Source organism: Agathobacter sp., assembly GCF_977054825.1.
The window spans coordinates 197,386-219,347 of sequence record NZ_CDRTEH010000004.1; the positions used below are offsets into that span (position 1 = coordinate 197,386).

A 21,962-nucleotide genomic window follows, 5' to 3' on the forward strand; every position below is an offset into this window, starting at 1 on the left:
TTATCTGCAAAAATTACTTATCTCTCCAGATAATTCTGCCCTTTGTCAGATCGTATGGTGACATCTCAATTGTTACCTTGTCTCCAGGTAAAATTCTGATGAAATTCATACGAAGCTTTCCACTGATTGTTGCTAAAATCTGGTGTCCGTTCTCAAGCTCTACCTTAAAAAACGCATTTGGTAACTTCTCAACTACAACACCTTCAACTTCGATAACGTCTGCTTTTGACATTTTGATTCCTCCTGTAAATAAATCCTTGGGTTTCGTTATGATTATTATTAGATTAGTTCCAGAAATCCGGCTGCTTTTTCTTCCTCCGTCAGGGAAAGTATCTCCGGCTTTCCTTTTGTAATAAGTATGGTATTTTCATAGTGTGCCGACAACGATAAATCCTCAGTCACCACTGTCCATTCGCCATCCATCCACACCACATGCGGTGAACCTGCATTGATCATAGGCTCAACTGCCAGTGTCATGCCCGGCTTAAGCCTGAGCCCTTTTCTAAAGCCCTGTGGCCTGAAATTCGGCACCTCAGGATCCTCATGTAAATGACTTCCTATGCCATGACCTACAAGGTCATATACAACTCCGTATCCAAAAGATTCGGCAAGCTGTTGTATGGCCCCTGAAATATCATACAATCTGTTTCCCGCAACTGCATTCTTTATTCCTGCAAAAAAACAAAGACGTGTTCTTTCTATAAGAAGTCTTGCTTCCTCTGAAATCTCTCCTACGCCTACTGTTCTGGCTGCGTCTGAGTGGTATCCTTTGTAGATAACACCAGCATCAAGGCTAACGATATCGCCCTCCTGTAAGATACGCTCATCAGTCGGGATACCATGTACAACCTCCTCGTTTACTGAAACGCATATGGAGGCCGGATATCCGCAATATCCTAAGAAAGACGGTTCGCATCCATAACTACGAATCATTTCTTCGCCCAGCCGGTCCACATCCTTGGTGGACATTCCCGGTTTGATTTCTTTACCGAGCTGCTGATGAACAGCCGCCAGAATCCTGCCGGCCTCTCTCATCAGCTCTATCTCATGCTCTGATTTGATAGTTACAGACATTATTATTCACCTAATATACCTACAATGGCTGAAAATACTTCATCCATAGGCTTTGTACCGTCTACAGACTTTAAAATGCCCTGCTTGTCATAGTACTCGATAAGTGGCTGTGTCTGCTCATGATATACAGATAAACGCTTCTGAACTGTCTCTGGCTTATCGTCATCTCTTAGTACTGTGTCAGCGCCACATGCATCACATTTGCCCTCGACCTTTGTTGGATTGAAAACAATATGATATGTTGCACCACAGTTGAGGCAGGCTCTTCTTCCACCCATACGGTTAACAATATTCTCATCAGGAACATCTACATCGATGGCATAATCCATCTTCTCCCCAATCTTTGTGAGAGCATCATCGAGTGCCTTTGCCTGTGGAATTGTTCTTGGGAAACCGTCTAATACAAATCCGTTTTTGCAATCATCCTGCTGTATTCTGTCCATAACAAGGTCGCAGGTAAGCTCATCCGGAACAAGTGCTCCCTGATCCATATAAGTCTTAGCCTTCTTACCAAGCTCTGTTCCGTTCTTGATATTTGCACGGAATATATCTCCTGTAGAGATATGTGGTATAGAATATTTTGCAGCTATCTGCTTTGCCTGTGTACCTTTACCGGCACCAGGTGCCCCTAACATGATGATCTTCATAAAAATTTTCTCCTTTTATACAAAACTTGTTGATAGCACGAATGGAGATACTGAATTCAGTATCTCCAATGTACAATTAATCATCTAAAAATCCTTTATAGTAACGAACTCTCATCTGTGATTCAATTTGCTTCAATGTCTCAATAACAACTCCGACAATGATGATGATTGAAGTTCCACCAAAGGATACATCTGCGTTGAATACTCCATTGAAGAATATAGGAACAAATGCGATAAACGCAAGTCCAATAGCTCCAATAAATACAATGTAATTTAATATCTGATTTAAGTAATCGCTGGTTGGCTTTCCAGGTCTGATACCAGGTATAAAGCCACCTGAACGCTTCATATTGTTTGCAATCTCAAGCGGATTGAATGTAATGTTTGTGTAGAAGTAAGCAAATGCTATAATCAACACAATGTAAACAATAAGTCCGATTGAATATATTGGCTCCTTTGGATCACACCAGTTAGACTGTGATAATCCTTTTAATATCTTAGAGCCTATTCCATTTCCATTGCCCTTTCCAAGGAAGCTGGCAATGATAACAGGTGTCTGCATAAGAGACTGGGCAAAGATTACCGGGATAACTCCACTGGTATTTACCTTAAGTGGAATACAGGTCTGCTGACCGCCCATCTGCTTGTTGCCTCTTATTTTGCTTGAGTACTGTACAGGAATCTTGCGCTGTGCATCCTGAAGCAATACTACAAATACTACCATTGCAGCAATGATTGCTACTATGATAAGACCTGCAACAATCGCCTTTGGAACGTTCGCTGCGGAAGCAATGAACTGTGACCAAAGTGTACTTAAATCTTCTGGAATACGTGAAATAATATTGATTGTCAATACTATTGATATTCCGTTTCCTACACCCTTTTCTGTAATACGCTCTCCAATCCACATAAGTACAGCAGAACCTGCTGTAAGTGAAGTAACGACCATAATAACAGTCAATGGTGTCTTATCTGTAAGGTAATTCTGTCTGTAAAAACCAATTACCATCATGACTGACTCAAGAAGGCCTAATGCAATTGTAAGATAACGTGTTATCTCAACAATCTTCTTTCTGCCATCCTCGCCATCGCGTTGCATCTCTTCAAGCTTAGGTATTGCAATTGTAAGCAACTGCATAATGATTGAAGATGTAATGTATGGTGTAATATTCAGCGCAAATACTGACATCTGTGAGAATGATCCACCTGTTATAGCATCAACAAAGCCTAAACCATCTGCTGATTTACTGTTTAACCAACTCTGAAATACGGAGCCCTTGACACCAGGAATCGGAAGCTCGCTTCCGATTCTGATGACAATAAGCATCATGAATGTAAAAAGGATTCTATTACGGACATCCTTTATTTTAAACGCATTACGGAGTGTTTTAAGCATTAGATCACCTCTGCTTTTCCACCAAGAGCTTCGATTTTCTCTTTTGCACTAGCGCTGAAAGCGTTAGCCTGAACTGTAAGCTTCTTAGTAAGTTCTCCATTTCCAAGAATCTTTACGCCATCTCTAGGATTCTTAACGATTCCAGCCTCGATTAATGTCTCAACTGAAACTACTGCATCGTTGTCGAATCTCTCAAGAGCTGAAAGATTTATAGGTACGATTGTAAGAGTGTTTCTATTCTTGAAGCCTCTCTTAGGCAATCTTCTATATAATGGCATCTGTCCACCTTCGAAACCAGGTCTTGGAGCTCCTGAACGAGCCTTCTGTCCCTTGTGTCCCTTACCAGCAGTCTTACCGTTTCCTGAGCCGTGTCCACGACCTCTTCTGAAATTATCACTATGAACTGAACCCTCAGCCGCTTTTAAATTAGATAAATCCATCACGGTACCTCCTTATTTTATTCTTAAACTTCTTCTACTTTTACGTATGGTGCTACTTTGCGAACAGCTCCCTGTGTAGCTGCATTGTTTGGTAACTCTACAGTTTTGCCTAACTTAGTAAGACCAAGAGCCTCAATAGTCTTCTTGTTCTTAGGAACAGCACCGATTGTAGATTTGATTAATGTAACTTTAACTCTATCTGCCATTTTAGCGTTCCTCCTAACCTAAGATTTCTTCTACAGATTTACCACGAAGCTTTGCAACATCCTCAGGGCTTCTTAACTGCTTAAGAGCCTCGATAGTAGCAAGTACTACGTTCTGCTTGTTGTTTGATCCTAAAGACTTTGTACGGATATTCTGGATACCAGCGATCTCGCATACTGAACGTGCAGGACCACCAGCGATGATACCAGTACCTTCAGGAGACTTCTTTAATAATACGGAAGCACCTGTATATTTTCCTGTTACATCATGTGTAATAGAATTGTTCTCGTCTAACTTAACATTTACCATGCTCTTGATGGCGTCCTCTTTACCCTTACGGATAGCTTCAGGAATTTCTGCTGCTTTTCCAAGACCTGCACCTACATGGCCGTTCTTGTCACCAACAACAACGAGAGCTGTGAATCGCATGTTACGTCCACCCTTAACAACCTTTGTTACACGCTTGATGTCAACTACCTGGTCAACTAATTCTAATTGACTAGCGTCAATGATTTCACGTTTCATGTTTGTCTCCTCCTAAAAATCTAAGCCAGCTTCTCTTGCTGCTTCAGCTAATGCTTTAACTTTTCCTGCGTAAATAAAACCGCCTCTATCGAAGACAACAGTTGAAATACCTTTATCTAATGCTTTCTTTGCGATTACAGTACCAAGCTTTGCTGCTGCATCTACGTTATTAGTCTTCTCGAGCTCTGCCTTGATATCCTTGTCAAGTGTTGATGCAGAAACGAGTGTATTTCCAACTGTATCATCAATAATCTGAGCATACATATGGTTATTACTTCTGAATACAGCTAAACGAGGACGCTGTGCTGTACCAGCAAGATGATTACGCATTCTGTTATGTTTCTTTACACGAACTTCTGTTCTTGATTTCTTACTAACCATTACTTGTCCACTCCTTTAATTATTTTTTACCAGTCTTACCAACTTTACGTCTAATAACCTCATCAGCATATTTGATTCCCTTGCCCTTATATGGCTCAGGTCTTCTCTTATCTCTGATCTCAGCTGCGTACTGGCCAACTTTTTCTTTATCGATACCCTTAATGATAATCTTGTTATCCTGAACCTCTGACTCAAGTCCTTCAGGATCCTCCATCTCAACCGGATGAGAATATCCTAAGTTAAGAGTAAGTTTCTTTCCAGCCTTAGAAGCTCTGTAACCAACACCGTTAACCTCAAGAGTCTTTGTATAACCCTCAGTTACACCAACAACCATGTTGTGGATAAGTGTTCTTGTTAATCCATGTAAGGATTTCATTTTCTTCAAATCATTAGGTCTTGTAACTACTACTTCTTCACCCTCTAATTTGATATCCATCTCTGATGGAAGAGTTCTCTCAAGAGTACCCTTTGGACCTTTTACAGTCACATGATTATTTTCTGCAATTTCAACTGTTACTCCAGCAGGAACTGCGATTGGCATTCTTCCTATACGTGACATGCCCGTACCTCCTATATTTTGATATTAGGTTAATAGTTATTTAGTATTTCTGACCTTGTGGTCAGGTTATACTTTAAGATGTTACTTGCTGTATCCCTACTATACATCATTGATGCATCGAATATGGATACGTGATGAAATAATTTACCTAACTGTTAAGTCAGGGTTTTATGAGGGTATGTTCTCTTCGCTAAGTTCAAGCTGCGTCTTACGACTTGCTTTCACTAATCTCAGAGAACGCCCTCGCACTAAATTCACACAGCGCGCAAGCGCTTGTGTTCATTAAGTTGCTTTCGGGCTACCAAACGAATGCTAATACTTCGCCACCAACCTGAAGCTTTCTAGCCTCTTTATCAGTTACGATACCCTGGTTAGTTGAAAGAATGGCAATTCCAAGTCCACCAAGAACTGAAGGGATCTCATCCTTGCCTGCGTATACACGAAGACCCGGCTTAGAAATTCTCTTGATTCCTGTGATAACTTTCTCATTCTTGTCAGCACCATATTTTAATGTAACATGGATTGTCTTGATTTTTCCATCCTCAACGATGTCGTATTTCTCGATGAATCCCTCATCAACAAGGATTCCAGCGATTGCTACTTTAATCTTAGAAGCTGGGATGTCTACTGTATCATGTTTTGCAGTATTTGCGTTACGAATTCTTGTAAGCATATCTGCGATTGGATCACTTGTCATCATCATAATGAACGATATCCTCCTTAAATATGTTTGTTAATATAGTTATTTATAAAAAACAGCTGTTGCCTAAGGAGGTTCTCTTCGCTAAGCTCAAGCTGCGTCTTACGACTTGCTTTCACTAATCTCAGAGAACGCCCTCGCACTAAGCTCACACAGCGCGTATGCGCTTGTGTTCACTAAGTTGCTTTCGGGCTTACCAGCTAGCTTTTTTAACGCCTGGGATCTGTCCCTTGTATGCTAACTCACGGAAGCATACTCTGCAGATACCGTATTTCTTTAAAACTGAATGTGGACGTCCACAAATTCTACAACGTGTATAAGCTCTTGTAGAGAACTTTGGTGCACGCTGCTGTTTGATTTTCATACTTGTCTTAGCCATTAGAATTCCTCCGATTATTTAGCGAATGGCATATTGAACTGTGCCAGTAACTCACGTGCCTCTTCGTCTGTCTTAGCTGTAGTAACGAAGATAATGTCCATACCACGAACCTTATCTACCTTATCATACTCGATCTCAGGGAAGATGATCTGCTCTTTAATTCCAAGGGCATAGTTTCCACGGCCATCAAATGCGTTAGGGTTAACACCTCTGAAGTCACGTACACGAGGTAATGCTAAGTTGATGAGACGATCTGCAAACTCGTACATCTTCTCACCACGTAATGTAACCTTACATCCGATTGGCATTCCTTCTCTGATTTTAAAGTTAGCTATAGCATTCTTTGCTTTAGTTGTAACTGCCTTCTGTCCTGTGATGGCTTCCATATCCTTAACGGCTGCCTCAAGAACCTTAGCGTTTTCCTTAGCTTCACCAACACCCATGTTAACTACGATCTTGTCAAGCTTTGGAATTTCCATTGCGTTTTTGTATCCGAACTTTTTGATCATTGCGTCCTTGATCTCATTTTCGTACTGTTCTCTAAGTCTACTCAATGTCTTAATCCTCCTCTCTCCAATTAGTCGATAACCTTGCCTGTTGATTTAGCAAAGCGAACTTTCTTGTCTCCATCCATCTTGAATCCTACACGAGTAGGCTTTCCGTCATGGATGAGCATTACGTTGGAAGCATCGATTGGAGCCTCCTGATGAACGATACCGCCCTGCTGATTTGACATACTTGGTTTTGTATGCTTAGTAACCATGTTGATTCCCTCAACAAGAAGTGTATTGTTCTTTGCGTTTACGGCAATTACCTTGCCCTCATTGTTGATATCTTTTCCAGCGATAACCTTAACAAGGTCGCCTTTTTTGATTTTCATAGTTGCCATTGACGTTCCTCCTATAATACTTCCGGAGCCAGAGAAACAATCTTCATGAACTGTTTCTCACGAAGCTCACGAGCTACTGGTCCAAATATACGTGTTCCTTTTGGAGTTTTGTCATCTTTGATGATTACTGCTGCGTTCTCATCAAACTTTATATAAGATCCGTCTTTACGACGAGCACCTTTTACTGAACGAACTACTACGGCTTTAACTACATCGCCTTTTTTAACAACACCGCCTGGTGTTGCATCTTTAACAGTAGCAACGATTACATCACCGATGTTCGCATATCTTCTGGTAGATCCACCCATAACGCGGATAACAAGTAACTCTTTAGCGCCAGTGTTATCAGCAACCTTGAGTCTGCTTTCCTGCTGTACCATGCTTGTAGCCTCCTTTTATTATTTTGCTCTTTCCATGATTTCTACAAGTCTCCATCTCTTATCTTTAGATAAAGGTCTTGTTTCCATAACTCTGACTGTATCACCGATCTTTGCATCGTTTTTCTCGTCATGAGCTTTTAATTTATAAGTCTTCTTAACGATCTTGTTGTAAAGAGGATGTCTTACGTTATCTCTTACAGCTACAACGATTGTCTTATCCATCTTATCGCTTACAACAACACCAACACGTGTTTTTCTAAGATTTCTTTCTTCCACGGTCTAAAATCTCCTTTCTGATAGGATAAACTATTCTGCAGCCTTTGCAGTGATAACAGTCTGAATTCTAGCGATGTTCTTACGAACCTCTTTGATTCTTGCTGTGTTATCTAACTGGTTAGTTGCATTCTGGAATCTTAAATTGAAAAGTTCTTTTTTAGCATCAACGAGCTGTGCCTGTAACTGCTCTACGCTCTGTGCCTGTAACTCTTTAACGTATGCACTAGTTTTCATTTGACTCACCGCCTTCTAAATCTGCACGAGAAACTACTTTACACTTGCAAGGTAATTTGTGTGTAGCAAGACGTAAAGCTTCTTTAGCTACGTCTTCCGGTACTCCGGAGATTTCAAATAATACTCTACCTGGTTTTACTACAGCTACCCAATACTCAAGGGCACCCTTTCCTTTACCCATTCGAACACCCATAGGCTTATGTGTTACAGGTTTCTCTGGGAAAATCTTTATCCAAACTTTACCACCACGCTTGATGTAACGAGTCATAGCTACACGGGCAGCCTCAATCTGATTTGCTTTGATCCAGCATGGCTCAAGTGCTACAATACCGTACTCACCATTTGTGATCTTGTTTCCTCTTGTAGCTTTTCCTGCCATGGAACCACGGAACTGTTTACGATGTTTTACTCTCTTAGGCATTAACATAATTACTTAGCTCCTCCTTCCTTGTTTGCTTTTGTAGGAAGTACCTCGCCTTTGTAGATCCAAACCTTAACGCCAACCTTGCCGTAAGTTGTATCTGCCTCAGCGAATCCATAATCGATATCTGCTCTGATTGTCTGGAGTGGAGTAGTTCCATCATTGTATGTCTCTGTACGAGCCATATCTGCTCCGCCAAGACGACCTGAACATGTTGTCTTAATTCCTTTAACGCCGGCCTTCATAGCTCTTCCCATGCAAGACTTCATTGCTCTACGGAATGAAACACGGTTCTCAAGCTGTAAAGCGATGTTCTCAGCAACAAGCTGTGCATCCTTGTCCGGTCTCTTTACTTCTTTGATATCAACAACTAATTTCTTGTCTGTAAGCTTCTGAACCTCAGCCTTGATCTTCTCGATCTCAGCTCCGCCCTTACCGATTACAACACCCGGCTTAGCTGTATAAATGATAACCTTAACGCGATCTGAAGCTCTCTCGATCTCAATCTTTGAAACACCAGCTGCGTATAATTTTTTCTTTAAAAATGTTCTGATATTATAATCTTCTACTAAGTAATCAGCGAAATCACCCTCTGCATACCATTTGGAATCCCAGTCCTTGATAACGCCAACTCTTAAGCCATGAGGATTAACCTTCTGTCCCATGATTGCCTCCTATCTTTCATCAAGCACGATTGTAATGTGGCTCATTCTCTTCTCGATTCTGTAAGCTCTACCCTGTGCTCTAGGATGAATTCTCTTCATTGTTGGTCCTTTATTTGCAAAACACTCTGCAACATAAAGGTTCTCTGCCTTATAGTTCTTTTCCGGATAATTATTTTCTGCGTTAGCGATTGCTGACTCTAATAATTTCTTTACTAAGCTTGAAGCATATCTAGGATTGTATGTTACGATTGCAAGTGCTTCGTTAACACTCTTTCCACGAATAGCATCTAAAACGAAACAAGCTTTCTGTACAGACACTCTAGCATAAGATAACTTTGCTGAAGGTCTTGTATCTCTAACTTCATTTCTCTCTCTCTTGATTTTGGATCTATGTCCCTTTGCCATGGATGAAACCTCCTTTCAATAAATCTTATCTTACGCCTGATTTCTTCTCGTCTTTTCCATGTCCTCTGTAAGTTCTTGTTGCAACGAACTCACCAAGTTTATGTCCAACCATATCCTCTGTAACATATACAGGAACATGCTTTCTTCCATCATGAACAGCGATTGTGTGTCCAACGAATGAAGGGAAGATTGTTGAACGACGTGACCATGTCTTGATTACAGACTTGTCACCAGAAGCGTTCATAGCATCTACTTTTTTAAGTAAGCTTTCATCAGCAAATGGTCCTTTTTTTAATGAACGTGCCATTTATTCAACCTCCTAATTATTTGATTGCACGACCGTCTCTTCTACGAACGATCATCTTGTTAGACTGTTTGTTCTTCTTTCTGGTCTTTAAGCCAAGTGCAGGTTTGCCCCATGGAGTACATGGTCCTGGACGTCCTACAGGTGCCTTACCTTCTCCACCACCGTGTGGATGGTCGTTAGGGTTCATAACAGATCCACGAACTGTTGGACGAACACCCATGTGACGCTTACGTCCGGCTTTACCAATATTTACGAGGTTGTGATCTCCGTTTCCAATTACACCGATTGTAGCACGGCACTGAATTGGAACCATTCTCATCTCTCCTGAAGGAAGACGAAGTGTTGCATATTTGCCTTCTTTAGCCATAAGCTGTGCGCTAAGTCCTGCTGAACGAACAAGCTGTCCGCCCTTTCCAGGAAGAAGCTCGATGTTGTGAATCTGTGTACCAACTGGGATATTCTCAAGTGGTAAGCAGTTTCCAACTCTGACCTCAGCCTGAGCACCGCTCATAACCTTCATTCCGTCTGTAAGTCCTGCTGGAGCAAGAATATATGATTTCTCACCATCTGCATAGCAGATAAGTGCGATGTTTGCTGTTCTGTTTGGATCGTACTCGATACCAATTACAGTTGCTGGAATACCGTCTTTCTTATTTCTCTTGAAATCGATAAGTCTGTATTTTCTTCTATTTCCACCGCCCTGGTGTCTAACTGTGATTTTACCCTGATTGTTACGACCAGCGTTCTTCTTTAAAGAAGTAACAAGTGACTTCTCAGGAGTTGTCTTTGTAATCTCTGAGAAATCTGAACCAGTCATATTTCTTCTGGAAGGTGTATATGGGTTATATGTCTTAATTCCCATTTTGTTTCTCCTTTCGATATGTTTTCATTATCGCGTCTTTTCTGACGCATATCATTTTGAAGTTGCTTTCGACCTCGGTCTACAGTCCTGCGAAGATCTCGATATCTTTGCTGTCTGCTGTAAGCTGTACGATAGCCTTCTTTGTCTTAGCAGTCTTTCCTGTTACCATTCCGCGACGCTTGTTCTTGCCTTCGCAGTTCATTGTGTTAACCTTGGCAACCTTTGTTCCCTCGAACATTCTCTCTACTGCTTCTTTGATCATAGTCTTGTTTGCATCCGGATGAACAAGGAATGTGTATTTCTTCTCAGCCATTGCATTCATACTCTTCTCAGTTACTACTGGTTTGAGGATTACATCATAGTACTGTACGTTTGCCATTATGCATATACCTCCTCGATTGTTGCTACAGCAGCCTTTGTAACTACTACTGTGTCATATTTTAATACATCGAATACGTTAAGCTCGTTTGTCTGAGTTGTCTTAACTGTTGGGATGTTTGCTGCAGAAGCGATAACCTTCTCGTCCATATCGTTTAATATAACGAGTGCCTTCTCAACATTGAGGTTCTTTAATACTTCTACGAATTTCTTTGTCTTAATCTCATCAAGCTTAAGCTCATCTACTACAACGAACTTGTTCTCAACAACTCTTGATGTAAGTGCAGACTTAAGAGCTGCTCTCTTCTCTTTCTTGTTGAGCTTGAATGAGTAATCTCTAGGAGTAGGAGCGAATACAACTCCACCGCCTGTCCACTGTGGAGATCTTGTAGAACCCTGACGTGCATGTCCTGTTCCCTTCTGTCTCCATGGTTTTCTTCCGCCACCGCGAACTTCAGAACGTGTCTTAGCTTTCTGAGTTCCCTGACGTTTATTTGCAAGCTGCTGAAGAACAGCCATATGAACTAAATGCTCATTAATTTCTACGCCGAAAATGGAATCATTTAACTCGATCTTGTCGACTTCTTTGCCTTCCATGTTATATACAGCTACGTTAGCCATCGTAAAGTTCCTCCTTTCTTACTTTGCACTATTTACCAGATTTTGTAGTCTCTTTTACTGTAATGAGAGCTTTCTTAGCTCCTGGAACTGCGCCCTTGATTAACAGTAAGTTCTTGTCTGCGTCAACTCTTACAACCTCAAGATTCTGAGTTGTAACCTTTACGCTACCCATGTGTCCAGGCATTCCTTTTCCCTTGAATACCTTACTTGGTGAAGAACAAGCACCGTTAGAACCCTGATGACGATGGAATTTAGAACCATGAGCCATTGGTCCTCTGTGCTGACCTAATCTCTTGATAGCACCCTGGAAACCTTTACCTTTTGAAATAGCAGTTACATCAACCTTGTCACCCTCTGCGAAGATGTCAGCCTTGATCTCATCTGCTAAATTGTACTCATCTGCGTTTTCGAATTTGAACTCGCGAACGAATCTCTTTCCTGAAACACCTGCTTTTTTGAAGTGTCCCATCTGAGCTTTGTTAACACCATGTCTGTGTGCTACGCTCTTTTTACCGTTGGCATCCTTCTCAACGACTTTCTCTTTCTTGTCGCCAAAGCCAACCTGAACTGCGCTGTAACCGTCATTCTCAACAGTTTTGATCTGTGTTACAACACATGGACCAGCCTCTAATACAGTTACAGGTACTAATACACCATCTGCATTGAAGATCTGTGTCATACCGATTTTTGTTGCTAAAATCGCTTTCTTCATTTCTTTACCTCCTGTTTTCTACAGCGGAACGCCTCTTGCCTGTCAACCCAGCCCGCGAAGAATTAGCCGGAACAAGTAGCGGAACCGTTCATCCTAGAGCAGCCTATTAGATCGTTATGCTTTCGCACTGTATCTTCTATATAAACCATTCGGGGATATACTAATTAATTGTTGAAGCTTATTTCTGCTTCATTTTGATATCAATGTAAACACCAGCTGGCATTTCAATCCTTGATAAAGACTCTGTTGTCTTCTGTGTTGGATTGATGATATCGATAAGTCTCTTATGAGTTCTCTGCTCGAACTGTTCACGAGAATCCTTATACTTGTGAGTAGCTCTAAGAATTGTAACTACTTCCTTCTTTGTTGGAAGAGGTACCGGTCCGCTCACCTGTGATCCATTCTTCTTTACAGTCTCGATGATTTTCTTTGCGCTTGAATCTACTAACTCGTGATCATACGCCTTGAGAGTAATTCTCATTACTTGACTTGCCATAAAAAAAGTCGCCTCCTTTTCGCACTTTTAACTTCAGTACGACAAGCGGTGACTGTACACATCTCCGTGTGTGTCCTGTGGACTTTCACACGTTGTTTCTACATATTGTAGACCATATCTGTTCTGTACAGTGACTTGCCGTCAGTTTCCTAACTTGACATTCGCTCCGCCGAATTCTCTGTCTCATGGACAGTAACTTCAAACTTCATAGCTATCATGCCACAGCAAGTGATATTATACATGACGTTTACAATAATTGCAATACCTTTTTCAAAAAAAATTTATTTTTTTATTTCAGATAATATTTCATTGAAAAATTACGCTTTTGCACGTATATTATATAGAAGATACTCGATTAATTCAAGCAACGTGTAGTTTATTTTCTGCACGCAGGTAAGAAAGGAATACAAACATATGTGGTTAGCAGATAGATGGAAGGATTATGAGGTAATTGACTGCTCATGCGGAGAAAAGCTTGAGCGCTGGGCTAAATATATTTTGCTGCGTCCCGATCCTCAGGTAATATGGGATACTCCAAAGACTAATAAGAACTGGAAAAAACTGAACGGTCACTACCATAGAAGTAAGAAGGGCGGCGGTGAGTGGGAGTTTTTCGATTTGCCGCAGGAGTGGACCATAAACTACTCTCTTCCTATTAATAAAGAGCTCACTTTTCACTTAAAGCCATTCAGCTTCAAGCACACCGGTCTGTTCCCGGAGCAGGCTGCCAACTGGGACTGGTTTTCAAAGAAGATTTATGATGCTAAAAAAAGCGGTCGTGATGTTAAGGTCTTAAACCTCTTTGCATACACCGGAGGTGCCACTCTCGCTGCCGCTGCTGCCGGTGCCGCTGTCACACACGTGGATGCTTCAAAGGGCATGGTCACATGGGCTAAGGAAAACGCTGTAAGCAGCGGCCTTGGTGACGCACCTATCAGATGGCTTGTGGATGACTGCGTGAAGTTTGTCGAGCGCGAAATCCGTCGTGGCAATCATTACGATGCTATCATAATGGATCCTCCGTCATACGGCAGAGGCCCTAAGGGCGAAATATGGAAAATTGAGGAAAGCGTATATCCGCTTGTACAGCTTTGTGCAAAGCTCCTTACCGACAAGCCTCTTTTCTTCCTGATCAATTCCTATACAACAGGCCTGCAGCCTGCAGTGCTCACCTATATGATAAGCACTGCTCTTAAAAAGTTTGGCGGTAAAGTAACTGCAAGCGAAATCGGTCTCCCGGTTTCTTCAAACGGCCTTGTGCTGCCTTGTGGTGCAAGCGGACGCTTTGAGGGAAGCTGCTAATTAATTCTAAAATAAAATCGGCCGCAGGATTTCATTAATTTCAATGAAATCCTGCGGCTTTTTAGTGAATACGATGAATATTACAATATTCTCTTTTTCTTCAATAAAATCAGTATCAGCACACATATGATGACCATAACACCTATTATTATCATAAATCCATGTGCTGTCGTCGCAAGCGGCACCCACTTTGAGCTGACATTCATACCATAGATTCCCGATATAACTGTCGGGATAGCCATGATAAGTGTGATGATTGTGAGCGACTTCATGACATTGTTAAGCCTGTTGTCAATGACCGTGCTCATAAGCTCTCTGGTACCATTTATGATATCCCTGTAAATTCCCGTCATCTCAATCGCCTGCTTATTTTCGACAATCACATCTCCGAGAAGCTCCTTGTCCTCCGGATACTGCTCAAGGCGCTTGTATCTGGTCAGTCTCTCTAACACAACTCCATTGGCACGAAGCGATGTGGCAAAGTATACGAGCGTGGATTCCAGCTCATGAAGCGCGATCAAATCGTCCTCCTCTGTATCCTCTCCGACTCTTTCCTCAATCTCTGTACGCATCTTGTCAATGATGCGCAGGTCATTCTGATACAGCACCGATATCCTGTAAAGTATCTGGTATACAAAGCGCATCTTTTTCTTAGTGGAAAATTCCTTTACGCGGTTATTTAAAAATACCTGCAGCACCGGTGTATCCTCTGTACAGACTGTGACTATCTCATCATCTGTGAGTATAATGCCAAGCGGGATTGTGGTATATGATTCCTTGTCATGCCTTGTCTCTATCGAAGGTATATCCACAAGAATCAGCGTATATCCGTCCTGCAGCTCTATACGGGAGCTCTCCTCCTCATCGAGTGCTGCAAGCACGTCCTCAATATCGACATTCAGCTCATCAGCCACCATCTGTCCCTCTGCAACAGAAGGATTGACCATCTGTATCCAGGTGCCTCCCTGCAGTGTGTCCAGCTCATGTATTAACTTGTCATCTGTCCTGTAAAACTTGACCATGGTGCCTCCCCGCGGCTTTTATGGCATACATAATGCCACAAAATATTTTGACACTACTAATGCATTACCTTTGAAATAAAATATATTACTTCTCAGAATATTTCTTACTCTGACTCTTTATAAGCTCTGCATCCTCAAAGTAATTTATCCTCATGGCGCGCTTAACCTCTGCCATTGTCTGTGTTGCTGCCTCTCTTGCTGTCTCGCTGCCCTTTTTAAGTATCTCGTATACAGCAGGAATATCCTTCTCGTACTCTGCTCTTCTCGCACGGATAGGTGAAAGCTCCTCCTGCATGATATTGTTGAGGAATTTCTTAATCTTCACATCACCAAGGCCACCCCTTGTATAGTGATCCTTGAGCTCCTGAAGATTAGCATACTCCGGCAGATACTCCTCAAAATGCTCAGGCTTTGAAAAAGCATCAAGATATGTGAATACTGTATTGCCCTCCACATGTCCCGGATCTGAAATCTGGATATGTGTCGGATCTGTATACATGCTCATGATTTTCTTCTTGACATCTGCCTCTGTATCAGCCAGATAGATACAGTTGCCCAATGATTTGCTCATCTTCTGTCCGCCATCTGTACCAGGAAGCCTGCAGCATGCCTCATTCTCAGGTAAAAGCACATCCGGCTCAACAAGCACCTCGTCGTAGATAGAATTGAACTTTCTGACAATCTCCCTGGTCTGCTCTATCATAGGGAGCTGATCCTCTCCTACCGGAACAGTTGTAGCCTTGAAGGCAGTGATATCTGCAGCCTGGCTGATTGGATAATTAAAAAAGCCAACCGGTATACTTGCCTCAAAATTTCTGAGCTTAATCTCATTCTTTACTGTAGGGTTTCTCTGAAGTCTCGATACTGTAACGAGATTTGAGTAGAAAAATGTAAGCTCTGTGAGCTCCGGAATCTGTGACTGCACAAACAGTGTAGACTTGGCCGGGTCGAGTCCTGCTGAGAGATAATCAAGTGCTACCTCTATGATGTTCTGTCTGATTTTCTCAGGATTGTCAAAATTGTCTGTGAGTGCCTGTGCATCGGCAATCATGATAAATATTTTGTCATACTCTCCTGAATTCTGAAGCTCCACTCTTCTGCGAAGCGAGCCCACATAATGGCCTATATGGAGTCTGCCTGTTGGTCTGTCTCCTGTTAAAATAATTTTTTCCATCTCTATTATTCCTCTGCTTTAGTTCTATTATTACGATTGCAATGTAGGTTTATTCGCAAAACAATCTGTCTTAGCAATCGCCAGCTTTCTTTATTATAACACACTGACTTGTAAAAGCCTAGGAAAAAGACTCTCATTTTAATTATTTTATGATATCTGCATACTCTGCCTTTGCCGCCCTGCACAAATCATCCGGTGCCAGCGTAATCTGAAGCCCTAGCCTGCCTCCGCTGACTGTGATTTTGTCCTGCTCCTTAGCCGCCTCATGGATAAATGTAGGATACTGCTTTTTCATGCCGATTGACGTACAGCCGCCTCTTATATAGCCAGTAACCTTTGTTAAATCCTTTAGATGCAGCATCTCTATGGACTTCTCGCCTGCTGCCTTTGCGGCTTTTTTGAAATCAATTTCGTCATCTATCGGTACTACAAACACATAATATCCACCGCTTTTGCCGACTGTCGTGATAGTTTTGTACATGCCTGCATGGTCAAGTCCAAGCTTGTCCGCTATCTGAGCAGCATCCACAAAGTCATCGCACTCGTACGTGCGTGCCTCGTATGGAATCTTCATTGTTTCAAGTATTCTTATTGCATTTGTCTTTGCTTCTTTTTTGCCCATTATATTATCTTTCCTCCAATAAACTTAAGATATAGTTCATATCCAAGCTTCGATATTTATTATATAAGTTCGTTCTTTGTTATTATAATACAACGGAAACTTGATATCGTAAATAATTTTCCCACTATCAATTTCTATATCTTCATTTGCACAGGTTCCAACTTTTATCATTAACACAATTACTTAATATTAGCAATAAGGCAATTTTACTATTTTCTCGTATTAAAAAACACCCGGCTTTCGCCGGGTGTCACACGCAGACTTTACATTATAGCCATAAGACTTCTCATATCGAGCACTACCTCATCAGCTCCAGCCTTCAGAAACCTTTCCTTCACCGCCTCGACACGGGCAATTCTCTCAATGTCCCCCATCTTATCATATTCTTCTTTTGTCACCCCCATCTCCGAGCTTCCTTCGACAATTCCCACTGTATACACACCTGCATTCCTTCCTTCTCTTATATCTGAAACTGTATCTCCAACCTTCATCACACGCTCTACCGACATAACACCGAGCCTTTGCATATTTTTAAAAATCATATATGGATATGGTCTTCCAAAGCTACCTGTTGAATCCGGTGAAAACCAGGCATCAGGCTCATATCCGTTTTCCTTTGCTTTTGATACTACTATTTCCATCATTTTATCTGTGTAGCCTGTGGTTGAGCCAATTTTTATACCTCGTTTTCTAAGCTCCCCGACTGTCTCAAGCACATATGGCTTTACATCTGCAAAGCCCTCCAGGATACCAAGAAGCTTCTCCTCAAAAAGTGCATAGAGCTCGTCCACATCCTCCTCTCTCCAATTACGTCCATACTTTTTCTGCCACTCATTTGAGATTCTGTCCATTGAAAGCATTGTCTTTATATGGTCTCTCTTTAACATTCCCATCGGTTTTCTAACCTCTTCCATAGTCGGTTCTATACCAAAGTGCTTAAACACCTCAATAAAGGCCTGTACCGGTGCAAAACAACCGTAATCCACTGTTGTTCCCGCCCAGTCAAAAATTACTGCATCAAATCTATTTTCCTGTTTCATGTTTTCTCCCTGTATTGTAACTATAATTTCTGCTTATTCAGCCAGAAAGTCTCTTATGATATCTGTAACCTTAATAATATCCGCCTCATAAATCTCACCAATATTTCCGATACGGAATGTGTCCGCCTCTGTCACCTTGCCCGGATAGATTGCATAACCTCTTTCCTTAATGTATTGGTACATATCAGTGAAATCAAATTTGTGATTTTCCGGATATAGGAAGGTTGTAATAATTGGTCCTTGATGCACCACATCAATGTATGTCTTAAATCCAAGCTCTCTCATTCTGCTGATAAGAAGCTTATTGTTGTCCGAATATCTCCTATGTCTTGCTGTAATTCCACCCTCTTGTTCAAGCTCTCGAAGCGCCTGAGCAAATGCGAGCACAACATGTGTAGGTGACGTAAATCTCCATTTTCCATCCTTGCTCATTGTCTCCCACTGATCGTAGATATCTAAGGAGAGACTTGTAGCTTTTCCCTTTGAAGCAATAAGCTTCTCTTTATTGGCAATGATAAACGAAAAACCCGGAACACCTTGAATACACTTGTTGGCACTGCTGATGATAAAATCAATACCCCAGTCTGCCACCGGTATATCCACACCGCCAAAGCTGCTCATTGCATCTACAATCATAGTCCTTCTGTGTGCCTTTACTACACGGCTTACAGACTCAATATCATTTAAAATACCTGAGGTTGTCTCACTGTGAACCATTGAGACATGTGTGATATCCGGGTCACTGTCTAAAATTTTACCAACCTTTACTGCATCAGGTACTTTGTCATAATCCTCATGATATATGGTATAAGAAATATGCGCATGCTTTGCAATATCCTCCATTCTCTCTCCATAGGCTCCGTTTGCACAGATTAAAAGCTTATCGCCCTCACCAATTTCACTGGTTATAACGGCCTCCACGCCAAAGGTTCCGCTTCCCTGCATAAGTATGGATGTGTACTCATCCTCTGAAACATGTGCCAGCTCCAAAAGCTTTGAACGAATTTCCTGCGTGATTGCTTTATAATCATCATCCCATGTACAATGGTCAAAAAGCATCTCCTTTTTAACAGTATCTGTTGTGGTAAGTGGTCCCGGTGTAAGTAATTTGTAGTTCTTCATTATTGTTTCTATCTTCTTTCTGTTATGTTATTTTTTGTCGTATGCTCATTTAAAACATTACCGCATTTATAATCTTACTGTGGCTTGCACTCCTCTGAAAGAGCCTGATGCTTCTTTAATAAATCAACTGTGAGCGGCTCTGAGAATTTCTTGGGGTTGCCCGATTTTTCCGAATCTGCAACTGTCTCACCATCATATAATGGGATTGGATAACTCTCTAAAAGCTTTGCCCTGCCCTTTTCAATGATGCATTTTGCCATCTCCATTGCCTTATTATTGGTCTTGTCACCCTTATCTACAACTGCTGCTGATTCTGTGAGAGTAAAGTTGCCTTCTTTTGGATCTATGTAATCAATCGGAAGACCTGACTCCTTATCTGCCACTGCCTGCTGCCTGAGACCAAAGCCCACTGCAGCCTCACCTGCCCTGACAAGCTTGAGCGGCCCCGAACCGGATTCCTCTATATGGTCACCTGCATTCTCATATATTCCCTTTAATACATCCTTTGCTCCATCCTCACCATATTCTGATACAAGCCCTTGAATTAAAAGCCATGCTGTAGATGATGATGCAATATCTGTCACTGCAATCTGACCCTTATACTCAGGCTTTGCAAGATCCTTAAGTGATGTCGGATTGTCAAGCTTGTTTTCCTTCATCAGCTCTGTATTTACGATGATTGTACCTTCCTGCGCAGTTATAGGTGTGCAATACGAAGGATATTCCTCAAGTGTATTGTGTTCAAAATCAAGAGTCCTAAACATCTTGTTCTGATCCTGTGCACTCTCCACATAAAATGTACTCATGGTAACAAGGTCAGCCTCTATGTTTTTGCCCTCTGCCAAAAGCTTTCCTCCAAGCTCCGATGTTCCGAAGGTTTGGAAAATATACTGATTCTTGAAACCATTTGAATCAAGTGCAGCCTTCATAGCATCCACCGCCTCATCGTCAGCGTTTGAATATATAACCACCTGCGAATCCTCACTTTTTTTGCTGCCGCAACCACCGACAAACAGTGTTGACAGCCCTACCACACCTACAATTCCTGCACATGCGGCTCTTCTTAATAATCTTTTTTTCATTTTGATTTTCTCCTTAAATTCTTTGACTTTATTTATATCTGCCAGCAATCCAATAACAAGTTTTGCTGTCAGATTGGTTGCAAGTATAAGCAGTGAAAGTACAAATACCTCATTAAATTTGTTATAATACTGAAGCTCCTTTATCTTCGTTGTAAGTACCATAGTTCTTGCTCCAGCAATAAAAATAACCGCACTGATTGTGACCATTGCATTTACAAAATAATATCCAAACACCTCTATAAGTGTTGATGCCGCATTTGGTGTGACAACTCTGACAACTGTCTTAATCCAGTTATCACCCATCAACAGTGCCGTTGTCTCCCACGAAGCATTCATCTTCTCAAGAGAGCCCTTAATCATAAGATATGGTGTTGAAAAATAATGTATTATGTTACATATGATGATTATTGCGAATGTTCCCTGCAAAAATGTTCCTGAAAAGGTGAACAAAAATGCCAGTCCCAGAACCATTCCCGGTATTGTGTTTGTGACCATCGCTATATAATCAATCATCTTTTTTAATTTTGTATTTGTGCTGCTTCGCGCTGTCACAAGCGCTGCCGCATAGGCCACAACAGTTCCGATAACAGCGGTCAAAAGTGCAACTATAACTGAGTTTTTGTACACCTCGGAAAGTCCTTCATTAAACAATGCTGTTTTAAAATGAACCATTGAAAATGATGTTTTGTATGGCCAGTCCTGTACAAACGGAATGACAAATATTACCATAAAAATTGATGCCACACATACACAAAACATGATGCTTAGCAGGCTGCATACTATATCTCTTACGGGGTTTTTTTTAAGCTCAACCTGTGACACTTTACTGTATCTGATGTTGTATCTTTCAAGATATGTCAGAATAATGATACTCACTACAGACGGCACCAGCATGATAACGGCTACTACACTGCCCTTTCCAAAATCAGGCACACTTCCAAGCATCTGTCTGTAAAGTACGCTTGCGATGACATCGTATTTGCCCCCAACAGATGCCGGAATACCGAAATCCGTGAAGCAAAGAAAAAAACACTGTATGAATGCGGTTGCAAATGTGCCAAGCAACGGTCTGATTACTGTCATCATAAAATTCTTAAACGCACTGTCGCCCATCAGACGTGACACCACAGTAAATTTCTTGTCCACATATCCCAAAGTATTGTTTATTAGCATAAATGCAACCGGAAGCGTGTAGATTACATATCCAATCAAAAGGCCATTGAAACCATATATATCAAAAAGCTGTCTGCCAAAAAGTCTTGTCAGAAGTCCCTGCTTTCCGAAGGAATAGATGATTGCAAATCCATATGTCAGCGTTGGCAGAAGCATTGGCAACACTGCTACTGTTTTTATCAGCCTTTTAACTACAACCGGTGAGTTTGTATAATGCAGCGTATATGCCATACAAAACGCAATAATTGTTGTGGTAAGTCCGCTCGCGCCCGCTACCTTAAAGCTGTTTAATAATGCTTTAAGGAATCCTTTTCCCGCAAAAACCTCCTTATACATACTCAATGTGAATCCGCTATCATTGGCAAAGGATTTCACCAGAAGTCTTGCTGCCGGGTAAACTAAAAACGCGGCAAAAAGCAGTAATAAAATTGCAAATATTATTTTTAATTCTTTACTTTTCGTTTTCACCTTTGA

32 protein-coding genes are annotated in these 21,962 nt (G+C 41.4%); 1 reads left to right on the plus strand and 31 read right to left on the minus strand.

Translation table 11 applies throughout. The features are described 5' to 3' along the window. Positions 1 to 13: 13 nt before the first annotated feature. From infA to rpsJ, 25 genes are all read right to left on the minus strand, one after another. Positions 14 to 232 carry a translation initiation factor IF-1 gene (gene infA / locus ACW6PM_RS06295; protein ID WP_012741348.1) on the minus strand — a complete coding sequence of 73 codons (219 nt, stop codon included), beginning with the start codon at positions 230 to 232 and terminating at the stop codon, positions 14 to 16. Between the two features lie 47 nt (positions 233 to 279). Continuing rightward, positions 280 to 1,074, minus strand: a complete 795-nt coding sequence (gene map, locus ACW6PM_RS06300; protein ID WP_456056596.1) for a type I methionyl aminopeptidase — start codon at positions 1,072 to 1,074, stop codon at positions 280 to 282. A 2-nt stretch (positions 1,075 to 1,076) separates the two neighbouring features. Next, entirely contained in the window at positions 1,077 to 1,721 is a 645-nt protein-coding gene (locus ACW6PM_RS06305) for an adenylate kinase (RefSeq protein WP_308650172.1), read from the minus strand. A gap of 76 nt (positions 1,722 to 1,797) precedes the next feature. After that, entirely contained in the window at positions 1,798 to 3,117 is a 1,320-nt protein-coding gene (secY, locus tag ACW6PM_RS06310; protein WP_308650173.1) for a preprotein translocase subunit SecY, read from the minus strand. Next, entirely contained in the window at positions 3,117 to 3,557 is a 441-nt protein-coding gene (rplO, locus tag ACW6PM_RS06315) for a 50S ribosomal protein L15 (protein WP_012741344.1), read from the minus strand. Before rplO ends, secY begins: the two co-directional genes overlap by 1 nt. Positions 3,558 to 3,580: 23 nt before the next feature. Then, complete coding sequence (gene rpmD, locus ACW6PM_RS06320; protein ID WP_012741343.1) at positions 3,581 to 3,763, minus strand: 50S ribosomal protein L30; 183 nt, start codon at positions 3,761 to 3,763, stop codon at positions 3,581 to 3,583. Positions 3,764 to 3,776: 13 nt separating this feature from the next. Beyond that, on the minus strand, positions 3,777 to 4,286 hold the full coding sequence (gene rpsE / locus ACW6PM_RS06325; protein WP_012741342.1) for a 30S ribosomal protein S5: 510 nt from the start codon (positions 4,284 to 4,286) through the stop codon (positions 3,777 to 3,779). A 12-nt stretch (positions 4,287 to 4,298) separates the two neighbouring features. Next, the gene (gene rplR / locus ACW6PM_RS06330) at positions 4,299 to 4,667 is read right to left on the minus strand and encodes a 50S ribosomal protein L18 (RefSeq protein WP_012741341.1); all 369 of its coding nucleotides are present in this window, start codon (positions 4,665 to 4,667) and stop codon (positions 4,299 to 4,301) included. A 19-nt stretch (positions 4,668 to 4,686) separates the two neighbouring features. Continuing rightward, positions 4,687 to 5,226, minus strand: coding sequence for a 50S ribosomal protein L6 (gene rplF / locus ACW6PM_RS06335; RefSeq protein WP_015515537.1), 540 nt, complete (start codon positions 5,224 to 5,226; stop codon positions 4,687 to 4,689). Positions 5,227 to 5,524: 298 nt separating this feature from the next. Further along, the gene (rpsH, locus tag ACW6PM_RS06340) at positions 5,525 to 5,926 is read right to left on the minus strand and encodes a 30S ribosomal protein S8 (protein WP_041254423.1); all 402 of its coding nucleotides are present in this window, start codon (positions 5,924 to 5,926) and stop codon (positions 5,525 to 5,527) included. Between the two features lie 193 nt (positions 5,927 to 6,119). Next, a complete protein-coding gene (locus ACW6PM_RS06345; protein ID WP_015515536.1) occupies positions 6,120 to 6,305 on the minus strand; it encodes a type Z 30S ribosomal protein S14 in 186 nt (61 codons plus the stop codon). A gap of 14 nt (positions 6,306 to 6,319) precedes the next feature. Then, positions 6,320 to 6,859: a 50S ribosomal protein L5 gene (gene rplE, locus ACW6PM_RS06350; protein ID WP_012741338.1), complete on the minus strand. Its 540-nt coding sequence runs from the start codon at positions 6,857 to 6,859 to the stop codon at positions 6,320 to 6,322. Between the two features lie 23 nt (positions 6,860 to 6,882). After that, entirely contained in the window at positions 6,883 to 7,194 is a 312-nt protein-coding gene (gene rplX, locus ACW6PM_RS06355) for a 50S ribosomal protein L24 (protein WP_012741337.1), read from the minus strand. A gap of 11 nt (positions 7,195 to 7,205) precedes the next feature. Further along, positions 7,206 to 7,574: a 50S ribosomal protein L14 gene (gene rplN, locus ACW6PM_RS06360; protein WP_007885948.1), complete on the minus strand. Its 369-nt coding sequence runs from the start codon at positions 7,572 to 7,574 to the stop codon at positions 7,206 to 7,208. A gap of 18 nt (positions 7,575 to 7,592) precedes the next feature. After that, the gene (rpsQ, locus tag ACW6PM_RS06365; RefSeq protein ID WP_012741336.1) at positions 7,593 to 7,850 is read right to left on the minus strand and encodes a 30S ribosomal protein S17; all 258 of its coding nucleotides are present in this window, start codon (positions 7,848 to 7,850) and stop codon (positions 7,593 to 7,595) included. A 30-nt stretch (positions 7,851 to 7,880) separates the two neighbouring features. Next, positions 7,881 to 8,084: a 50S ribosomal protein L29 gene (rpmC, locus tag ACW6PM_RS06370; protein WP_012741335.1), complete on the minus strand. Its 204-nt coding sequence runs from the start codon at positions 8,082 to 8,084 to the stop codon at positions 7,881 to 7,883. Next, complete coding sequence (gene rplP, locus ACW6PM_RS06375) at positions 8,074 to 8,511, minus strand: 50S ribosomal protein L16 (RefSeq protein ID WP_012741334.1); 438 nt, start codon at positions 8,509 to 8,511, stop codon at positions 8,074 to 8,076. The genes rpmC and rplP overlap by 11 nt, the downstream gene beginning before the upstream one ends. Positions 8,512 to 8,513: 2 nt before the next feature. Next, complete coding sequence (gene rpsC / locus ACW6PM_RS06380) at positions 8,514 to 9,170, minus strand: 30S ribosomal protein S3 (RefSeq protein WP_012741333.1); 657 nt, start codon at positions 9,168 to 9,170, stop codon at positions 8,514 to 8,516. Positions 9,171 to 9,179: 9 nt separating this feature from the next. Next, complete coding sequence (gene rplV / locus ACW6PM_RS06385) at positions 9,180 to 9,575, minus strand: 50S ribosomal protein L22 (protein WP_012741332.1); 396 nt, start codon at positions 9,573 to 9,575, stop codon at positions 9,180 to 9,182. Between the two features lie 25 nt (positions 9,576 to 9,600). Further along, entirely contained in the window at positions 9,601 to 9,882 is a 282-nt protein-coding gene (rpsS, locus tag ACW6PM_RS06390) for a 30S ribosomal protein S19 (RefSeq protein ID WP_012741331.1), read from the minus strand. A gap of 16 nt (positions 9,883 to 9,898) precedes the next feature. After that, positions 9,899 to 10,744, minus strand: coding sequence for a 50S ribosomal protein L2 (rplB, locus tag ACW6PM_RS06395; protein ID WP_015515535.1), 846 nt, complete (start codon positions 10,742 to 10,744; stop codon positions 9,899 to 9,901). A gap of 79 nt (positions 10,745 to 10,823) precedes the next feature. Then, positions 10,824 to 11,123, minus strand: a complete 300-nt coding sequence (rplW, locus tag ACW6PM_RS06400; RefSeq protein WP_012741329.1) for a 50S ribosomal protein L23 — start codon at positions 11,121 to 11,123, stop codon at positions 10,824 to 10,826. Further along, positions 11,123 to 11,743, minus strand: a complete 621-nt coding sequence (rplD, locus tag ACW6PM_RS06405) for a 50S ribosomal protein L4 (RefSeq protein WP_055163633.1) — start codon at positions 11,741 to 11,743, stop codon at positions 11,123 to 11,125. The genes rplW and rplD overlap by 1 nt, the downstream gene beginning before the upstream one ends. 28 nt (positions 11,744 to 11,771) lie before the next feature. Further along, the gene (gene rplC, locus ACW6PM_RS06410) at positions 11,772 to 12,455 is read right to left on the minus strand and encodes a 50S ribosomal protein L3 (protein ID WP_012741327.1); all 684 of its coding nucleotides are present in this window, start codon (positions 12,453 to 12,455) and stop codon (positions 11,772 to 11,774) included. Positions 12,456 to 12,633: 178 nt separating this feature from the next. Next, positions 12,634 to 12,951 (minus strand): 30S ribosomal protein S10, encoded by a 318-nt coding sequence (rpsJ, locus tag ACW6PM_RS06415; protein WP_012741326.1) that lies wholly within the window; start codon positions 12,949 to 12,951, stop codon positions 12,634 to 12,636. A gap of 414 nt (positions 12,952 to 13,365) precedes the next feature. Between rpsJ and ACW6PM_RS06420 the strand changes: the two genes are divergently transcribed. After that, positions 13,366 to 14,253, plus strand: coding sequence for a class I SAM-dependent methyltransferase (locus ACW6PM_RS06420; protein ID WP_456056597.1), 888 nt, complete (start codon positions 13,366 to 13,368; stop codon positions 14,251 to 14,253). An 80-nt stretch (positions 14,254 to 14,333) separates the two neighbouring features. On the opposite strand, the gene ACW6PM_RS06425 is transcribed toward ACW6PM_RS06420, so the two are convergent. The 6 genes from ACW6PM_RS06425 to ACW6PM_RS06450 form a co-directional block, all read right to left on the minus strand. Continuing rightward, complete coding sequence (locus ACW6PM_RS06425) at positions 14,334 to 15,275, minus strand: magnesium transporter CorA family protein (RefSeq protein ID WP_308668141.1); 942 nt, start codon at positions 15,273 to 15,275, stop codon at positions 14,334 to 14,336. Between the two features lie 85 nt (positions 15,276 to 15,360). After that, a complete protein-coding gene (gene trpS / locus ACW6PM_RS06430; protein WP_456056598.1) occupies positions 15,361 to 16,449 on the minus strand; it encodes a tryptophan--tRNA ligase in 1,089 nt (362 codons plus the stop codon). Between the two features lie 142 nt (positions 16,450 to 16,591). After that, positions 16,592 to 17,071: a Cys-tRNA(Pro) deacylase gene (ybaK, locus tag ACW6PM_RS06435; protein WP_022293239.1), complete on the minus strand. Its 480-nt coding sequence runs from the start codon at positions 17,069 to 17,071 to the stop codon at positions 16,592 to 16,594. A 263-nt stretch (positions 17,072 to 17,334) separates the two neighbouring features. After that, on the minus strand, positions 17,335 to 18,111 hold the full coding sequence (gene phnX / locus ACW6PM_RS06440; protein ID WP_456056599.1) for a phosphonoacetaldehyde hydrolase: 777 nt from the start codon (positions 18,109 to 18,111) through the stop codon (positions 17,335 to 17,337). Between the two features lie 33 nt (positions 18,112 to 18,144). Further along, positions 18,145 to 19,233 (minus strand): 2-aminoethylphosphonate--pyruvate transaminase, encoded by a 1,089-nt coding sequence (gene phnW / locus ACW6PM_RS06445; RefSeq protein WP_456056600.1) that lies wholly within the window; start codon positions 19,231 to 19,233, stop codon positions 18,145 to 18,147. A 74-nt stretch (positions 19,234 to 19,307) separates the two neighbouring features. Continuing rightward, positions 19,308 to 21,956: an extracellular solute-binding protein gene (locus ACW6PM_RS06450; RefSeq protein WP_456056601.1), complete on the minus strand. Its 2,649-nt coding sequence runs from the start codon at positions 21,954 to 21,956 to the stop codon at positions 19,308 to 19,310. Positions 21,957 to 21,962: the final 6 nt, after the last annotated feature.

Coding starts and splice junctions, on each gene's coding strand:
- trpS (WP_456056598.1), bottom strand. CDS start 16,449: ATGGAAAAAATTATTTTAACAGGAGACAGACCAACAGGCAGACTCCAT.
- rpsE (WP_012741342.1), bottom strand. CDS start 4,286: ATGAAACGTGAAATCATTGACGCTAGTCAATTAGAATTAGTTGACCAG.
- rplV (WP_012741332.1), bottom strand. CDS start 9,575: ATGGCAAAGGGACATAGATCCAAAATCAAGAGAGAGAGAAATGAAGTT.
- rplP (WP_012741334.1), bottom strand. CDS start 8,511: ATGTTAATGCCTAAGAGAGTAAAACATCGTAAACAGTTCCGTGGTTCC.
- phnW (WP_456056600.1), bottom strand. CDS start 19,233: ATGAAGAACTACAAATTACTTACACCGGGACCACTTACCACAACAGAT.
- ACW6PM_RS06345 (WP_015515536.1), bottom strand. CDS start 6,305: ATGGCTAAGACAAGTATGAAAATCAAACAGCAGCGTGCACCAAAGTTC.
- rplC (WP_012741327.1), bottom strand. CDS start 12,455: ATGAAGAAAGCGATTTTAGCAACAAAAATCGGTATGACACAGATCTTC.
- rpsJ (WP_012741326.1), bottom strand. CDS start 12,951: ATGGCAAGTCAAGTAATGAGAATTACTCTCAAGGCGTATGATCACGAG.
- rplB (WP_015515535.1), bottom strand. CDS start 10,744: ATGGGAATTAAGACATATAACCCATATACACCTTCCAGAAGAAATATG.
- rpmC (WP_012741335.1), bottom strand. CDS start 8,084: ATGAAAACTAGTGCATACGTTAAAGAGTTACAGGCACAGAGCGTAGAG.
- rplF (WP_015515537.1), bottom strand. CDS start 5,226: ATGTCACGTATAGGAAGAATGCCAATCGCAGTTCCTGCTGGAGTAACA.
- map (WP_456056596.1), bottom strand. CDS start 1,074: ATGTCTGTAACTATCAAATCAGAGCATGAGATAGAGCTGATGAGAGAG.
- ybaK (WP_022293239.1), bottom strand. CDS start 17,071: ATGGGCAAAAAAGAAGCAAAGACAAATGCAATAAGAATACTTGAAACA.
- rpsH (WP_041254423.1), bottom strand. CDS start 5,926: ATGATGACAAGTGATCCAATCGCAGATATGCTTACAAGAATTCGTAAC.
- rplX (WP_012741337.1), bottom strand. CDS start 7,194: ATGGCAACTATGAAAATCAAAAAAGGCGACCTTGTTAAGGTTATCGCT.
- rpsS (WP_012741331.1), bottom strand. CDS start 9,882: ATGGCACGTTCATTAAAAAAAGGACCATTTGCTGATGAAAGCTTACTT.
- ACW6PM_RS06420 (WP_456056597.1), top strand. CDS start 13,366: ATGTGGTTAGCAGATAGATGGAAGGATTATGAGGTAATTGACTGCTCA.
- ACW6PM_RS06425 (WP_308668141.1), bottom strand. CDS start 15,275: ATGGTCAAGTTTTACAGGACAGATGACAAGTTAATACATGAGCTGGAC.
- ACW6PM_RS06305 (WP_308650172.1), bottom strand. CDS start 1,721: ATGAAGATCATCATGTTAGGGGCACCTGGTGCCGGTAAAGGTACACAG.
- infA (WP_012741348.1), bottom strand. CDS start 232: ATGTCAAAAGCAGACGTTATCGAAGTTGAAGGTGTTGTAGTTGAGAAG.
- rplD (WP_055163633.1), bottom strand. CDS start 11,743: ATGGCTAACGTAGCTGTATATAACATGGAAGGCAAAGAAGTCGACAAG.
- rpsC (WP_012741333.1), bottom strand. CDS start 9,170: ATGGGACAGAAGGTTAATCCTCATGGCTTAAGAGTTGGCGTTATCAAG.
- phnX (WP_456056599.1), bottom strand. CDS start 18,111: ATGAAACAGGAAAATAGATTTGATGCAGTAATTTTTGACTGGGCGGGA.
- secY (WP_308650173.1), bottom strand. CDS start 3,117: ATGCTTAAAACACTCCGTAATGCGTTTAAAATAAAGGATGTCCGTAAT.
- rpmD (WP_012741343.1), bottom strand. CDS start 3,763: ATGGCAGATAGAGTTAAAGTTACATTAATCAAATCTACAATCGGTGCT.
- rplN (WP_007885948.1), bottom strand. CDS start 7,574: ATGGTACAGCAGGAAAGCAGACTCAAGGTTGCTGATAACACTGGCGCT.
- rplO (WP_012741344.1), bottom strand. CDS start 3,557: ATGGATTTATCTAATTTAAAAGCGGCTGAGGGTTCAGTTCATAGTGAT.
- rplW (WP_012741329.1), bottom strand. CDS start 11,123: ATGGCAAACGTACAGTACTATGATGTAATCCTCAAACCAGTAGTAACT.
- rplR (WP_012741341.1), bottom strand. CDS start 4,667: ATGGTTAGTAAGAAATCAAGAACAGAAGTTCGTGTAAAGAAACATAAC.